The following is a 16,184-nucleotide window of genomic DNA, read 5'->3' as shown; positions in this document are numbered from 1 at the left end:
TTACTTGAAAGAGCGTCTATGCGCCGCCGAGAGGTTGATCAAGTAGTCAAAGCTACTTGAATGCGCGTAAAGGCGCGGCCATGGTCCTGCTCAAGTAGTCAAAGCTACTTGAAAGAGCGTCTATGCGCCGCCGAGAGGTTGATCAAGTAGTCAAAGCTACTTGAATGCGCGTAAAGGCGCGGCCATGGTCCTGCTCAAGTAGTCAAAGCTACTTGAAAGAGCGTCTAGGTGCGGCCGAGGGGCTGAGCAAGTAGTCAAGGTTACTTGAAAGAGCGTCTAGGCGCGGCCGAGAGGTTGATCAAGTAGTCAAAGCTACTTGAATGCGCGTAAAGGCGCGGCCATGGTCCTGCTCAAGTAGTCAAGGTTACTTGAAAGAGCGTCTATGCGCCGCCGAGAGGTTGATCAAGTAGTCAAAGCTACTTGAATGCGCGTAAAGGCGCGGCCATAGGCCCGATCAATGGCGAGCCGGATCGTCTAGCGCTGGCTCTATGAAAGGTTTGCCGAAGGCAAGCAAAGCATTGCCGCAAGGGGAGGATTTTTGGCGGGAAGAAGTGCAGAGTATGCCTTCCAGAGCATGTCATCTATAGCATGCCTTTCCGCCTCCAGATAAGCTTGGATCCCTTTTAAGAAAGGAGGCCAGCACAAGTGAAAAAACCGCATATCGTGTTTGTCATCAACTATTTTTATCCGGATTATGCTTCTACGGGCCAACTGCTAACCGAGCTCTGTCTGCATCTGCAGCATGACTTCTGGATTACAGTCATCGCGGCCCAGCCCGGCTACGCCGGAGAAAAAAGCGAAACCAAGGATGAGCCTCGCTACACCGAGGACAGCCTGGAGGGCATCCGCATCCTGCGCATTCGGCTGCCAGAGGTGGATAAACGCAGCAAAAGCAGCCGACTCCGCTACATTACCTCTTATTTCTTCCATGCCGTAAGGCTGCTCCTGCGTCAGCGCAAAGTTGACTTTGTTTATACCATTTCGCAGCCGCCCGTCCTCGGCGGGTTGATCGGTACGGTAGGCAAGCTGGCTCTGCGCTCTAAACATATTTACAACATTCAAGACTTTAATCCTGAGCAGGCACAGGCTGCACGATTCATGGATCAGGCACTGGTCCATAAAGCCGCTCTGATGGTGGACAAGCTGAATTGCCGTCTTTCGGATCATGTTATTTTAGTTGGCCAGGACATGAAGGAGACGCTCGAGAAGCGCTTCGGCGGACGCAACGTACCGGCTCACTCGGTCATCAACAACTGGACGGACGAGGAGGAGATCGTGCCGCTGCGGCGCGAAGATCCAGGCGTGGCGGCTTTTCTCAAAAAACACGATCTTGAAGACAAGTTTGTCGTCATGTATTCCGGCAATATTGGCCTTTACTACGATCTGGAGAATCTGATTCGCATTGCTCCGCAATTCCGGGAGATGCCAGACCTTAAGTTCGTGTTCATTGGCGAAGGTGCGGTGAAAGTTCAGATGGAGCAGTTCGTGAGTGAGCAAAAGCTCGATAACGTGCTATTTCTACCGTACCAGCCCAAGGATCAACTGCGCTACTCGCTGAATGCTGCGGATGTGCATTTGGTCGTGAACCAGAAGGGCATCAAGGGCGTGTCCGTTCCGAGCAAAATCTACGGCGTAATGGCGGCGGGAAAAGCCGTCATGGGCGTGCTTGAAGAAGGCAGCGAAGCGCATCGGCTGATCGTCGAAAGCGGCTGTGGAAACACTTCGGAGCCGCAACGCTATGGCGATGCCGTGCAGCAGCTCAAGGCGCTGTACAACCTTGGACGCGACGGACTCGCGCAGCGGGGACTGCAAGGACGCGATTATTTGGAGCGGCATCTGCGGCGCAGCCTGTCTCTGGAAAAATACCGGCAGCTGCTGCTCTCGCTGCATGCCGGTGGTGGACGCGGCCGTAAGGTCCGCGTTCAAACGGATGGCGCACGTGCTCGGCGTGCGCCGGTCACTGCAGAGCAGCCGGCAAGCGCGGCTGGCGCAGCGATGCACAGCGGCGGAGACGCGCGCTAAGCGCTCGCCATGCAGCGCACCGCGTACGCTGCGCAAGCTCGCTGCGTCAGCGCTCGCCATGCAGCGCAACGCGCACACCGCAATCTCGCCGTCCCGGCTAGCTTTTAACATGTCGCACATTCCCCTCCCGCAACACCAGTCCACTATCGAAAGGCGGAGAACGCTAATGAAGCTCGTTCTGTTATCTGGAGGCTCCGGCAAGCGGCTGTGGCCGCTGTCCAATGACCTGAGATCGAAACAGTTCCTGAAGGTGCTTGAAGATGACGAAGGCTCGCGCGTATCGATGGTTCAACGAGTCTGGGGGCAAGTCACGGAGGCCGGTTTTGCCGGCTCCGGTTACATTGCCACCGGCAGCTCGCAGACTGAGCTGATCCGCGGGCAGCTTGGCGCCGATGTGCCATTGATCATCGAACCGACGCGCCGGGATACATTCCCCGCGATTGCGCTTGCGGCCGCCTACCTATTTTCGGTGGAGAAGGTTGATCCGGATGAAACGGTCGCAGTGCTGCCGGTCGACCCTTATGTGGAGGAACGCTTTTTCACCACGGTGGCCAGCCTCGACGGAGTGCTCCGCGAAACAGGAGCGGATCTCGCGCTAATCGGCGTCAAACCGACCTATCCTTCTGAAAAGTATGGCTACATCGTGCCTGAAGAAGGCGTTGAAGCCCATGAGGGCTCCTTCCAGGTCGGAGGTTTCCGGGAGAAGCCGTCTGAGCAGGCGGCGGAGGAGCTGATTGCACGTGGGGCGCTGTGGAACTGCGGCGTGTTCGCTTTCCGGCTGGGCTACATGCTGAACATCATGGAAGCGAAAGGGATTTCTTTTTCCTACGAGCAGCTTTCATCCGATTACAGCAGCCTGGAGAGCATCAGCTTCGACTACGAGGTAGTAGAGCGTGCGAATAATGTGGCAGCGGTCGCCTACGACGGATATTGGAAAGACCTCGGCACATGGAACACGCTCACTGAGGAAATGAAAGATACGCGGATGGGCCGCGGCATCGTGAGTGATGACTGCGTGAACACCCATCTGGTCAATGAAACGGACATCCCCGTGACGATACTAGGCCTTTCGAACATCATCGTTGCAGCTAGTCCGGACGGTATTCTGGTAGCGGAAAAAGGAGCCAGTACAAAGCTAAAAGACTTCATCGGCTACGGCCAGCGCCCTATGTACGAGGAGCGTCGATGGGGCTGGGTGCGCGTGCTTGACGACCGTGCTTACGAAGACGGCACCAGCGTGCTGACCAAGCGAGTCGGCATTGAAGGTGGAAAAAGCATCGGTTACCGCCTTCAGCAGCATCGCGAGGAAGTATGGACCGTCGTCAAAGGTGAAGGCGAGTTCATCTGCAACGGGACCTATATGAAGGTCCGAGCGGGCAATGTGCTCCACATCCCGATGAAGACGCTGCATGGCGTTCGGGCGACGAGCGATTTGGAATTCATTTCGGTGCAGACCGGCCCGAGACATCTGGAAAACTCCATCATGGAGCTGTACAGCAGCTGGGAAGAGATTGAGCAGAACTGCATGCGCGCTTAGTTGCTTGAAGAGAGTGGGCTTGGAGGGCTGAGAGCTTGTGAGAGCTTGAGAGCTTGAGAGCTTGAGGGCTTGAGGGCTTGAGTTGATGTCAAAAGGAGGCCGCCCGGCATGGCATTATCGATTGCCTATTATATTTCGGATTACGGTTACGGCCATGCCTCGCGCTCCATTGCCGTCATCCGCGAGCTGCTGCGGCAGGCAGCCGCAGCAGGAAAAGCGCTGCATCTGCATGCGGTAAGCGGACGGGCGCTGCCCTTCCTTGAGCGCTCATTGGCTGCGGAATTCGAGGCGGCCCGCGCTGGCGGCCATCGGCTGTTTTTGCGGCGGATGGAATCCGAGCCGGGTTATGTCCTTGCTGCAGGCAGCATGCAGGCGGACCCGAGACAGCTTAGTAGCCGGATGCTGCTCTATCTGGCCGACTTGCCTGCGAGGGTTCGCCGGGAAGCGTCCTGGCTGGGCGCTGCCGGTATTAACCTCACCGTATCGGACATTGTGGCAGAGGCATTTACCGCGTCGCGGCGGGCCGGTATTCCCTCGATAGGTGTGTCTAACTTCACTTGGTTTACCGCTTACCAGGAGCTGCTTCCGGCAGAAATGCTGGCTCCGCTTGCCAAGGCTTACCTGGATATGGACGCTTTCATCGCACTTGCTGGTTCAAGGGAACCGGAATGGGGGCGGGTGGCCGTTCGCACTGCGGGATTTTTTTGCCGGGATGTTGATCATGGGCGGGTGTTGGAGTTGCGGGAGCAGCTAAATCCAGGTGGACAGCGGCGGCTGATCGGCTTGTTTCCGGGAATGGGAATTGGAAAAGGAAGCCTGCTAGAGCAGTTAGAGTTGCTGCGAGATTCACGCTGGCTGGCGGTTGTCTCCTCCGGGATGCAGCTGCCGGACTGGGCCGAAGATGCAGTGCGCATCCCGGAATCGGAAACGGAGTCGCAGCATTATGTAGCAGCTTGCGACGTCATGCTGACCAAGCCCGGCTGGGGCACGGTCGCCGAGGCGGTCTGCCTCGGCAAACCGCTCGCCCTGCTCCAGCGGCCGCTGTTCCGCGAGGATCGCTGCACGACAAACGCGCTGCGCGATCGGCATCCGCTGCTGATGCTGGATGCTGACAGCCTTGGCTCGCCGGATCTGTCAGACCGGCTGCTGGAGCTTTGCGGCCGCAGCGGCAGCCCATTGCCCGCAGCATCGGCATCCGCAGCCGCTGTTGGGTTAAGCTCCGAGCCGCCGAATGCGGCAATGTCCGCCGCTCCGCCTGTAACCGCCGCAGCACCGGCATCCGCTGTCGCTGCCGGGTTAAGCGCCGAGCTGCCGAATGCGGCAATGTCCGCAGTTCCGCCTGTAACCGCCGCAGCACCGGCATCCGCATCGCGCAGCGAAGCGGCCCGCGTCGCTGGCCTGCTGCTTGCTCATGCGATGAGCGGCCCCGACAGCGCGTACTCGCGATCCGCCTCTGCACCAAGTGCATCCGCAACGGTGCCATCCGCATCTGTGCCATCGGCGTCATCCGCCGCTGCACCAATTGCATCCGCACCAGCGTCATCGGCACCAACCACAAGTGCCTCTACACTAAGTGCATCTGCAACGGTGCCAACCGCACCAGCCCCACCATCATCAGCCGTCCCGGCTCTGCCGGCAGCGAATTCAACATCATCAGACCGTCATCATCCGCTTCTGCGGACGGCGAAGCCAATTAATTATAACGGGAGTGGAAAAGCGATGAAGATAACGGTAGTAGGGACAGGATATGTCGGCCTCGTATCGGGCGTTTGCTACGCGGAGCTTGGTCACAGCGTCATCTGCGTGGACAAGGATCCGATGAAAGTTGCAACGCTCCAGAACGGGGAAATCCCGATCTACGAGCCGGGACTGCAGGAGCTCTCCGTGCGCAACTCGGAGCTGGGCCGACTGCGCTTCACCGCCAGCCTTGGGGATGCCGTCAAAGGAGTCGACCTGATCGTCATCGCTGTCGGCACCCCGCCGCTGCCAAGCGGAGAGGCCAATCTCGCTTATATCGAGCTGGCTGCGCAGGAAATCGCCGATGCGATGGAGGGCCATCCCGTTGTCGCTATCAAAAGCACCGTGCCAGTTGGCACGAACGAAAAAGTTCGCGACCTGATTCGGGCGCGTACGGATTGCCCTTTTGACAGCGTATCGCTGCCGGAATTCCTCCGCGAAGGCTCGGCGGTGTCCGATACGATGAATCCGGACCGGATTGTCATCGGCACGGAATCGCCACGAGCGGAGGCGTTACTTCGCGAATTGCACGCCAGACTGGACTGCGCATTTGCTGTGACGGACATCCGCAGTGCGGAGATGATCAAGTATGCGTCGAACGCTTTTCTCGCTACGAAAATTTCCTTCATTAATGAGATCGCCAATATTTGCGAAAAAGTCGGAGCCGATGTGACAAGAGTGGCTGAGGGAATGGGTTACGACAAACGTATCGGCGCCTCCTTCCTCAAAGCAGGCATCGGCTACGGCGGCTCTTGCTTCCCAAAAGACACACAGGCATTAATCCAGATCGCCGGCCATGTGGACTATGAGTTCAAGCTGCTACGCTCGGTTGTTGAGGTGAACCAGGATCAGCGCTTCAACGTCATCCGCAAGTTGGAGGCTATATTCGGTGAATTGCGCGGGCGGACCATCGCTGTATGGGGGCTGGCGTTCAAGCCGGAAACCGACGATGTTCGTGAAGCTCCTGCCCAGGAGATCATCGGTGAACTTCTCGCGCGCGGCGTGGAAGTACGGGCCTATGATCCAATCGCGATGGACAACTTCCGCAGCACCTTTGGCAGCGGAGACGGTGGCGTCACCTGGTGCGAAAGTGCTCTCGACGCTGCGACCGATTCCGATGCTGTCTGCCTGCTGACAGAGTGGAAAGAGTTCGGGCAGATGGATCTGCAACAGCTGCGGGGCGTCGTCCGCGAGCCGGTGCTCATTGATGGACGCAATGCTTTTGATGAAGCGGATCTGCAGGATACGGACTTCATCTACTACTCTGTAGGCCGGCCTAGCCTCGCGAGAGGCGTCAAGGCTCCTGTGCCGGAGCTTAGCTACTAACGCATCCAGAGCATTTTTCTATAACATATGGGACCACCTGCAAGGTTAATCTCGAAGAATGAGGTGATGAATCATCATGATGAAAACGAGTAAATTAACCCTGGCGATGCTCGCTGCCTTAATGGCAACGGGCTCCCTTCCCGCCCTTCCTTCTTCTACAGGAGGCGCCAGTGTAGCAAGCGCGGCCGAGCTGCCTCAGCCGCCGAATATCGATGGTGCATTGGCGCAGCTTTATGCGCTGCACAAGGCGCTGCTGGCCGGCGATCCGGCCGATGTGATGGATGTGGTTCGTTTCCGCGAGGAGCTCCAATCGCTCGACCCTGCAACTGAATTCCCGTTAATGGCTCCGGTGTGGGACAAAATCGATGCCAAGCTGCCAGCCTCGGAGGATCGCGAGTTCATCAAGACTAATTTGTTCAGCATGTCCCAAGATATTCTCGCTCTGCTCTACACGCCGGACAGCAAGGATCTGCAGGCGATCCGCTCCAATGCGGACTACCGTCGTGCGCTCGTCCCGATTGTTCGTGCTGGCGGCGACAACGATCTGACGATGGACGAGATTGTCGTATTCATGTACGGGGATGGCGGCGAGCGCCGCGGCGTAGAAGGTACGATGCGCGAGTTCATTTCGCGGTTAAGCCAGCCTGAGCTGTTCCAACTGCTTTATGTTCCAGAAAAACGCAACGAGCTTATGCTCCGCGTACTGACCGACCTGCTCGGTCGCACGGATGAATATACATTCAGCGCTATGCTTCACGAATACGGCATTACGAGCATGGATCTGCAGCGCACGATGATTAGTTTCCAGGAGCGGCTACAGTTGGAAAAGCCAGCCGGAACCGCGTTGCTCGTCGCCCTCATGCGCATGACGAGCAAGGAGCAGGTTCAAGTATCGGAGCAGGGTCGCCAGCATCAATACTCTTTGCTCGTAAACGGCATTGCGATCCCTTCGGTGGCGCTGACCTGGTCCAAGTTATCCGGTAGTCCAGACGTGTCCGTCAGCGGCACCGGCCTAGTCACCATCCCAACTTCAACTTCTTCTGCAAGCGCCGTCATACAAGCGAAGCTGCTCAATCCTTATGGCGGGCCGGAAAAAGTCATTTTCCAAAAAGAAATCACGCTGACAGCCGGTGGTGAAGTTTCCCCGACCCCGATTCCTTCTGTGGTACCGAGCGCAAGCCCGACACCAACCCCGACCCCGACCCCGACCCCGACCCCGGACCCAAGCACTTCGCCGAGTCCGAGTCCTACCGTAACACCTGCGCCATCGGCGTCGCCAACTCCGACTCCGAATCCTGGTGGCGGTGGAGGTTTCCCTGGCTTTCCCGGATTCCCGGGTTTCCCGGGAGTGCCAACTCCGACACCAGGTAGTGGCAGTGGTTCTGGAGAGGAACCCGGCAACACGGGTCCTGGCAGCGTAGCCGAGCAGGTGGCGGCGATTGTGCAGCAGTACATGGCCAAGTTGGAATCGATCAAGGAGCGTTACAATGCGACGAACTCTATTTCCGAAAAGCTGAGCCTTATCCGCGAGGCGTTCAAGGCGGCACAGGAAGCGCTCGATGCCATCGGCAAAATCAAGCTGCCGACGCCAACCCCGCAGTCCGAGGGCAATTATAGCGTCAACTGGAGCTCAGCGGACGCTGCGGATCAGTTCTCAGTCATTTCCGAGGGAGCGGCTTCGGTCAAAAACGGCCTGGCCGGTTTTGAGGGTGCGGAGGCGAGCTCGCTGCGTGTGAGCGCGGAGCTTGATTTTGAGACACAGCAAGGACAGAACTGGACGATGAACATTCCGGCCGATGTGCTTGAAGCTGCCAAAAACTCTGGTATCCAGTACATCGGACTGAACGCTGAGGGAGCGCGGGTATCCGTACCGGTCGCCGGACGTTCAGGAGAGCTGTCCATAAGCCTTTCTCGTCTGGAAGATTCGGCAGTCACCTCGACTTCTAAGCTTCCACTTGCATCTAGAGCTTATTCCTATGAAGTTGTTCAGGCAGGACGCGAGATTATGACCTTCGGCAAACCTGTTCGACTGGAGCTTCCGCTTTCGGGCTCAGGAGCTATGGATACGGACAGGCTCAGCATGATCAAAGTTCGTCCCGACAGAGCGATGGACTTCCAATCCGGCGTGGCTGGATCGGTCTACGCAGCGGATTTGCAGGATGCCAGCTCGGTGTACGCGGTTGTGGAAAATAGCGTTACTTTCAAAGATATTCCGGACTCCCACTGGGCTAGCTCCTCGATCGAAACAATGGCAGCCAAAGGGATCATGACTGGCGTAGCCGCTGGGAAATTCGAGCCTTCCCGCAATGTGACGCGGGCGGAATTCACTAAAATGCTCGTTCGCGCATTCAATTTGGGCGGCGAGAAGGGCACGCTTTCGTTTAAGGATGTGAAGGAGTCGGATTGGTTCGCTCCTTATGTAGCAACGGCTGTCGCAAGCGGCATAACGAGCGGCAAGAGCGCGAATAGCTTCGCGCCTCAAGCAGCGATTAGCCGCCAGGAAATGGCGGCGATGATTGCCCGTGCTCTGCAGCAGGCCGGTGGATACCCGGTGGCATTCCAAACGGAGCAAGCGCTGGCTGGATACAAGGACAAAGCGTCAATCAACGCTGCGTTGAAACCAGCGGTGGCAGTAGCTGCACAGCTCGGCATTGTTGGCAGCGGCGGCACGCTGCAGCCGACTAAATCAGCTTCCCGCGCAGAAGCGTCTGCGATGCTGTATCGCGCGATGAAGAAGCTTTAAGAGATCAAGCAACTTTAATTGAAGCAACGAAACGGCAGGGCGGCTGCCCGAATGCAGATTTATCTGCTCGGGCTGCCGCTTTCTATCATTCGGAAGCGGGAGGAGGAGCGTGGCTTGAAATTGTGGAGCAAAATGACTCTTTCCGCACTGGGAGCCATCGCGGTGCTCACGGGAGTTGGCCTTTATGGTGCCAATTACGCGACCGAGAAGGCGTTAGCCGGCATGCTGGCTGAACTGCCGTCCGCCTCGGAGACGGCAGTCGCGGACCAAGCAAAGTCGCATGGGGGCGGAGCTTCCAGCGGCGGTGGCTCAAACAGTGGAGCGAACAATGGGGCCAGCGATAAAGCGGACGGCGGATCCCCTGGAAATGGCACAGGAGCAAAATCCGACGGCGGCCAGACGGAGTCCGGCTCCGCCGGTCAGAATTCGTCTGGGAAATCCGGCGCGGAGATTTCCGAAGAGGAAGCCAAGACTGCCGCAGAGCGGCTGTCACTGGCAGAGAAGAGCGAAGCGCTTGGGATCATTGTAAAAGGCCTGGATGCTGGCGAGATCCGCGAGCTCAAAGGGCTCGCAGAAGGAGGCCTCGACGCTGGGGAGAAGCAGGAGCTCAAGACTAAACTGCGCGAGCAGTTGGACGAAGCCGACTATGAGCGGCTGACCGAGCTGGCTCGCAAAGCCCAGGGCAGCGACAGTGCTGCAACAAAGGAATGAAGCCTGTTAATACAAGCATGGAGGAGGAAATGATTTTGAACGATCAGACTCGAACAAACAAAGCGGCTTTGCTCTTACTGGCAGCACTGCTGTCGGTGCCGGCAGCAGGAGGAGTAGCTTCAGCGGCGACTGGCAAAACGCCGGAATCCGCATTCGCGGCAGCAAAAGGAGCAGCGTCAAAGCCAGCAGCATTCGCCTTAACTACGTCAGGCAAGTCGGCTGGCACCTCTGTGTCAGTTAAGCCAGTAAACGCAACAACTGCCGCTGCGTCGATTATCATCGAAGGTAAGGTGCTTGGTCTCGACAAAGGAACCTCGGTATTTCTGCATCAGGGGAGAGCTTACTTGCCGCTAAGAGCAGCGGCTGAAGCACTCGGACTGCATGCGGTATGGGAGAACAAACACAAAACACTTTCGCTTTGGGAGCCGAAGGCGGCGCAGCGGGAAGCTTTGGCTGCGAAGCTGGCGGATCGCCTGAAGGACAGCGGACTTTCCTCTAATGGTGGAGCGAAGCTGGGGCTGATTCCTACACCGGTCAAGTTTTTCATGGAGGGAAAAGCAGTAGTGTTACCTTCTGGTCAGCAAGTGTTTACCGCATCCGGAACGCTGTATGTGCCGCTGCGCTTCGCGGCTGAGCTGACCGGAGCTTCGGTGCAATGGGATGCTAAAAAAGCGAGAATTGTAATTGAAGGGGCAGTGTCTGCCGGCAGCGGGGCTGGCGGTGAGAGCGGCTTGAGCGGCGGCGGAGAAGCCGGAAATGGCGGCTCCGGCGGCGACAATAGTGAAGGCCAACCGACTCCATCGCCAAGCACCCCGCCTGCGTCGGGCGGTGTTGGCACTCCGCCGGGAGGAGGCGGTCTGCCGCAACTGCCGGGACCAGTTAATCCACCCCCACCAGCCCCACCTGGACCTGTTCCACCTACACCTGCACCACCAACGGCACCGCCGACTGCTCCAACACCAACTCCTCCGATTCCAGTAGGCCCAACGGAGGAAAAGATTCATCAGCAGGCGCGCGAAGCTGCTGATGCGCTGCGCAACAAGTGTCGGCAGGACCTCGTAACGCTGGCGCTTACTTACGCGGCAGCCACTACGGATGCACAAAAAGCAAAAGCTAGGCAAGAAGGAAGCGCTGTGTTTGCTTCTTGCAATGCTTCCTTCGAGCGCATCATGACCGATACGAAGCAGCAGCTTGAGGCTGGAGGGTATTCGATCACAAAGCTGGATGTGTACCGTGCTGAATACGAAAGAGAGCTGGCGGAAGGTAAAGCTATGCTTGAGGGACTGCTGGGTTAAAGTTAATGCCGGAGGCAGCAGGTGCAGGATAAGGAGGGCATCATGAGCGATCGAATCAAACGGAGAAAAAAGTCTGGCAGCTTAAAGCGGCGGCTGATTCGTCAAGGTTGGCGGAAAGCGTTGCTGGTGCTGCTTATGGCTGGCGCTCTTGTACCGGCTGGGCTGGGGTACTTGCACCATAGGGAGCAGGTGGCTGGAGCGACAGATACCGCTATCGGCGTTTTACCTGAGCCAACCAACAACATGTCTACCAACATCTCAACGAACAAGCCAACTGGCGAATCCTCAGTCAAAGCGGGTACTGGAAGTGACACCGACACCGACACCGACACCGACACCGACACCGAAGCTGATGCTGATGGAGCCGCAAAAGGCGGATCGCAAGGCATAGCAGAAGGAGGTTCGCAGAAGGATTTTGAGACTCAGTCGTCTAGAGGTCCAGGCTCAGCGAAATCGGAAGAGAAAGCAACCGGGACGGCTACAACGACGCCAGCTAACCCAAAGGGAAGGGATGACGGTTCGTCCCCAACAGACAAGCCAACTGCAACTGCTGATAGCAAGTCAGATGGTAACAGCGGGACGGACACGGTTGAAGGATATGAGCGCCGCTTGGAAACGGTGCAGGAGCAATGCGTTCGTGATGCTGCCGTTGTGTTGAAACAAGGTGAGACGCGGATGAATGAAGCGCGGCGCGGGGAGCTATCGGAGGATAGCCTCAAGCAGGTTGGAGCGGAGCTCTCACAGGGGATGGAAAGTGCGGAAGCCGGCTGCAAGGGCAGCTTCGACAGCTTGCTGGCTGAAGCGGAGAAGGCGGATATTTCCGCGAGCGATCGCGAGAATTGGCAGCTCAGCTATGAACAATCGCGGGATGTTCTTCGCGCGAAGCTCACGGAGCAGCTCCAGACGCTCTCTTCAGCAGGGGGCTGATGATGCTCAGCCCTTCGTCATGGAAGTTGGTTCGATCCAGCATTCCCCCGGATAATCCGGACAACAAAAAAACCGGAATGGCCCCATCAGCCATTGCCGGTTTCGTCTTTGCGAACCACTCTTTCTCTTACGACGCGCTCCAATAGTAAACGAATGAGTTCGACATCCTCTACTTCGAGTGGAATGCCGTCCCAGTGCAGTTGCTGAAGGTTTAGCCATTCCCTGGCGTTGCTGCTAGGCTCAACGGGCTCGGCATACTCGGTGAGACCGAGCAAATAGTCCGACGTTGTATTCAGCCTGCGGGCAATCGTCTGGATGGATTCCAGAGTGGGTTGGCGGTATCCCGACTCATAGCCGGCGTAAGTGCTTTTAGCAACTCCTACAAAATCGGCTACTTCCTGCATGGTGAGCTTTCTTTTTTTGCGCAGCGCTTTGAGTCGTTTCGCGAACATCCCTCACCGTCCTCCTGCGGACATAGACACCCTGAGCCTGTCCGGAGTTTACCAGGAGCGGGACTATGTCGACAAAAAATAATGATATATGTATTTAACTAACCATATTATAGCATGGGCCTTAGTAAGTTGCACCCTCAAATATAGGACGATAGTAGCAGAATTTCATGACTATAGTCGCTGCTTATTTCCACAGGATAATATTGTAAGGGAAAATATTCCAACAGGTTGAAGGATACAATTCCACAGCTTCCATTTTGGGCAGTGCTTGGCTCCTAGAGATACCCCTTTGAATCTGTTCGGCATATTTAACGACAGGCGCTGTTTATGGTATGCTTTGGGGAGAACATTCGGCGAACGGAGCGTACTCATTCATGGATACCAAACAATGCGCCGTATGCGGCCGCGACAAACCAGAGGGAGCATTTCCCAAGCGCACCGGTCGCAAAGGGCGCAGGGGCACATGTCGAGCTTGCCAACGCCGAAGGAAGAGGGATTCTGGCGATGGCGGAGCAGAAGTTCACCTGCAGCCTTCACCGGCTACGCGCCGGGCGGCAACGCGGCCGGCGGCCATAACGCCGCAGTTGACCACTTCCCCGCCGGAAGGTCGGCCTCAGGTTCCGCCGCTTACGTCAGCCATCGTTTCGGCCCATGTTATGGAGAGAACGGATGAGCTTCCAACTACCTTAGCCCAGCAGCATTCTCGTGATGATATGGATGGGGCGAGCCATGAGGAGACGGGGCCAGCGAAGCGCAAGCGTAAGCGCCGCCGTCGTCGGAAATCCCGCAAGGTCTCCCTCGCGGGGCATTCCCATACGCCCGGTACGAGGCTTCCTTTCAAACCGATCAAGCCGTTTAAGGGGTTATTTACTTACGACCCGACGGTGCTTAATGATCGTGGCACAGGCATGATTCAGCTACGGGGTCGCCGAGAGAGCGGCAAGCGCTGGCACACGGAGATCGAGCGCGATATTGCGATACGGATGGTTCAAGAGGGTGCAGCCGGCATTCTTCATCCGCGGCTTATTCATAAGTTGTATACCAAGAGCGATTTCCGGCTGCTGATCTTGCAGCGTGACAATTATATCTGCCATTATTGCGGCCGTTTCGGCGATACGATCGACCATGTGTTCCCTAAATCCAAGGGAGGACTGAGCACGCCCGCAAACTGTGTATGTGCGTGCTCGGCCTGCAATCTCAAAAAGGCGGATACGTTGCCAGACTATCTATAAGCGCCAGGCTGATTGCCTGGTTTTACCTCAAGCCGGATGATTCCGGCTTTTTTACGTTGTTCGGAACATTTCAGGAGAGCTTAGAGACTGTCTGTTAGACATTTTCTTCTTGGAGGACTGACTAAGCCTCCCTATGAGAGATTTCTCATGCGGCTCCAGACTCGCTTTACAATCCGCGCCGCCACTGTTTATTTATGGTTAAGCGTTTCTCATTTTTGCTCTGGACCCTTGCAGTACCATAATATTCTTACCTTTTCAGCTCAATTGTCATGCTAGGATAGTTGCAAGGCCGGCTTGTACGGCATCATCAACTTGCTTCTTCGCCAAGGCGGAGAATAACAGGAGGAGAAATTAAATTGAATAATAAGAAACGCACAACATTGTCTCTTGCACTTGCTGTAGGAGTAGCCTTTTCGGGAACAGCGGCAGTCGGAACTGCCAGCGCGACAGCCCCTTCGGAGAAATCTGTTTCCAAGCTCCAGCAGCAATTTTATAGCGCTTATGGCTTAAACTTCGAGGAAGTGCTGAATAAACTGAAGCAGAACAGCTTCAATTGGTCCGGCGGTTTCATCATCATTAAGCCATTGCCAACAGCAAAACCTACGCAAAAGCCAGAAGCAACGCCAAAACCAACGGCAAAACCAACGACAACGCCGAAGCCGACGGCAACGCCAAAACCAACGGCAGCTCCAACGGCAACGCCAAAACCAACCGCAGCTCCAACGGCAACACCAAAACCAACCGCAGCTCCGATAGTAACGCCGAAGCCAACCGCAACTCCAGCTCCGACGGCGGCACCTGGAGGCGGACAGGGGGAGAGCAGCACGGCCTTCGCTCAGCAGGTAGTCAGCATCGTTAACCAAGAGCGTGCAAAACAAGGTCTTGGTGCGCTAGCCAGTGATGCGGCGCTGTCTAAAGTAGCTATGGACAAAGCCAAGGATATGTATGTAAACAACTACTTCTCCCATACTTCGCCTACGTACGGTTCGCCGTTCGACATGATGGCAGCTAATGGAATCAAGTACAACACGGCAGGTGAGAACATCGCTAAAGGTCAACGTACTCCTGAAGAGGTTATGAAAGCTTGGATGGAAAGCCCTGGACACAAGGCCAACATCATGAAGAGCAGCTATACGAGTATCGGAGTTGCTTACCATAACGGCGTCTGGGTTCAAATGTTTAAAGGTTAATGCCCTTATAATCTTCTGCTTGCCGGCGCTGCCGGCAAGCTTTTTTTATTTAGAAAACGCGATTAGAATTTTTTCATCCTACTCACAGCCGCGTTTCGAGTAAAGTCGAATAACCCTTGCCAGGCTTAACATAACCGCTATAAAGCAAAAATGAGAGCCTTTCATAAATTCTTACTGGTGTTTTTTGGATGTCCAATTGCCGCTGAGCCTGTGTTATTCTGGCACCTGTAGCAATCAAGTCATACCGATAACAACAACACGAGCTTTGTTCCAAACAGCAAAGCAACCAGGAGGAACCAAACTGATGAAAATCAAGTCCATGCTCCGCCCAATCGTTAAACCTGCCGCCGCCGCTCTGGCTGGCCTTATTATTTTAACTGCTCCCGCTCAGGCATTTGCCGCGACGGATTATACGGCTAAAGTCGGCGATACATTCTGGGAGCTGTCCCGCAGCTTCGATGTGCCGCTCGAAAAGCTGATGTCTTTTAATAAAGACGTGAAGCCAACTAATATTTACCCTGGACTGACGCTATCCATTCCTGCCAGTGCCAAGAGCAACAACAACGTCGCCAGCAACAAGAACAACAGCATGAAGGCGGCTTCGACTAAAAACATCCAGATGCTCACCAAGGAAGATGGAGCGAAACATATCATTGCTCCTTCCGGTACTTCGTACAAGATCGGCCGTACGTTGAACATCAAAGCGAGCGCCTACACATCAGCTGCTTCGGAAAACGGTAAATGGGGAGCGGTGGATTACTTCGGCAATACGTTGAAAGTTGGAACGGTCGCTGTTGATCCAAAGGAAATACCACTCGGCACGAAGCTGTACATTACAGGCTACGATTACAATGGTCTGCCTGATGGCGGCATGATTGCCACAGCTTCTGATGTTGGCGGCGCCATCAAGGGCGAACGAATCGATCTATTCGTGCCAGGCACAACTTCACAGGCCAAGGTTTTTGGTTACCAGTGGGTTAAGGTACATGTATTGAAATAAAGCGATGAAAAA

11 protein-coding genes are annotated in these 16,184 nt (G+C 56.0%); 10 read left to right on the top strand and 1 reads right to left on the bottom strand.

Annotated elements, in window-relative coordinates:
• The first annotated feature begins 645 nt into the window (after window positions 1–645).
• The 7 genes from CGZ75_RS23370 (at window position 646) to CGZ75_RS23335 (ending at window position 12,298) form a co-directional block, all read left to right on the top strand.
• A complete protein-coding gene (locus CGZ75_RS23370) occupies window positions 646–2,022 on the top strand; it encodes a glycosyltransferase family 4 protein (RefSeq protein WP_089526815.1) in 1,377 nt (458 codons plus the stop codon).
• A gap of 166 nt (window positions 2,023–2,188) precedes the next feature.
• The gene (locus CGZ75_RS23365; protein WP_089526813.1) at window positions 2,189–3,559 is read left to right on the top strand and encodes a sugar phosphate nucleotidyltransferase; all 1,371 of its coding nucleotides are present in this window, start codon (window positions 2,189–2,191) and stop codon (window positions 3,557–3,559) included.
• 1,719 nt (window positions 3,560–5,278) lie between these two features.
• Window positions 5,279–6,622, top strand: coding sequence for a UDP-glucose dehydrogenase family protein (locus CGZ75_RS23360; protein ID WP_089526989.1), 1,344 nt, complete (start codon window positions 5,279–5,281; stop codon window positions 6,620–6,622).
• 76 nt (window positions 6,623–6,698) lie between these two features.
• Entirely contained in the window at window positions 6,699–9,365 is a 2,667-nt protein-coding gene (locus CGZ75_RS24900) for an S-layer homology domain-containing protein (RefSeq protein WP_141136882.1), read from the top strand.
• Between the two features lie 51 nt (window positions 9,366–9,416).
• On the top strand, window positions 9,417–10,076 hold the full coding sequence (locus CGZ75_RS23345; protein ID WP_089526808.1) for a hypothetical protein: 660 nt from the start codon (window positions 9,417–9,419) through the stop codon (window positions 10,074–10,076).
• Between the two features lie 35 nt (window positions 10,077–10,111).
• Window positions 10,112–11,371, top strand: a complete 1,260-nt coding sequence (locus tag CGZ75_RS23340; protein ID WP_176444995.1) for a stalk domain-containing protein — start codon at window positions 10,112–10,114, stop codon at window positions 11,369–11,371.
• Between the two features lie 42 nt (window positions 11,372–11,413).
• Window positions 11,414–12,298: a hypothetical protein gene (locus CGZ75_RS23335; RefSeq protein ID WP_141136880.1), complete on the top strand. Its 885-nt coding sequence runs from the start codon at window positions 11,414–11,416 to the stop codon at window positions 12,296–12,298.
• 86 nt (window positions 12,299–12,384) lie between these two features.
• Here the strand turns inward: CGZ75_RS23335 and CGZ75_RS23330 are convergent, their stop codons facing one another.
• Window positions 12,385–12,750: a helix-turn-helix domain-containing protein gene (locus tag CGZ75_RS23330; protein WP_089526802.1), complete on the bottom strand. Its 366-nt coding sequence runs from the start codon at window positions 12,748–12,750 to the stop codon at window positions 12,385–12,387.
• A gap of 374 nt (window positions 12,751–13,124) precedes the next feature.
• On the opposite strand from CGZ75_RS23330, the gene CGZ75_RS23325 reads away from it, so the two are divergent.
• The 3 genes from CGZ75_RS23325 to CGZ75_RS23315 all read left to right on the top strand — a co-directional run bounded on the left by CGZ75_RS23325 (window position 13,125) and on the right by CGZ75_RS23315 (window position 16,172).
• Window positions 13,125–13,982, top strand: coding sequence for an HNH endonuclease (locus CGZ75_RS23325; RefSeq protein WP_176444994.1), 858 nt, complete (start codon window positions 13,125–13,127; stop codon window positions 13,980–13,982).
• A 356-nt stretch (window positions 13,983–14,338) separates the two neighbouring features.
• Window positions 14,339–15,172: a CAP domain-containing protein gene (locus CGZ75_RS23320; protein ID WP_245851106.1), complete on the top strand. Its 834-nt coding sequence runs from the start codon at window positions 14,339–14,341 to the stop codon at window positions 15,170–15,172.
• Between the two features lie 304 nt (window positions 15,173–15,476).
• On the top strand, window positions 15,477–16,172 hold the full coding sequence (locus CGZ75_RS23315) for a 3D domain-containing protein (protein WP_089526799.1): 696 nt from the start codon (window positions 15,477–15,479) through the stop codon (window positions 16,170–16,172).
• The last annotated feature ends 12 nt before the right edge of the window (window positions 16,173–16,184 follow it).

Origin of the sequence: Paenibacillus herberti (genome assembly GCF_002233675.1) — a bacterium.
GTDB lineage: Bacteria > Bacillota > Bacilli > Paenibacillales > Paenibacillaceae > Paenibacillus_O > Paenibacillus_O herberti.
Note: the sequence above shows the minus strand (reverse complement) of the source record. Positions and strands in the feature narration are given on the sequence as shown.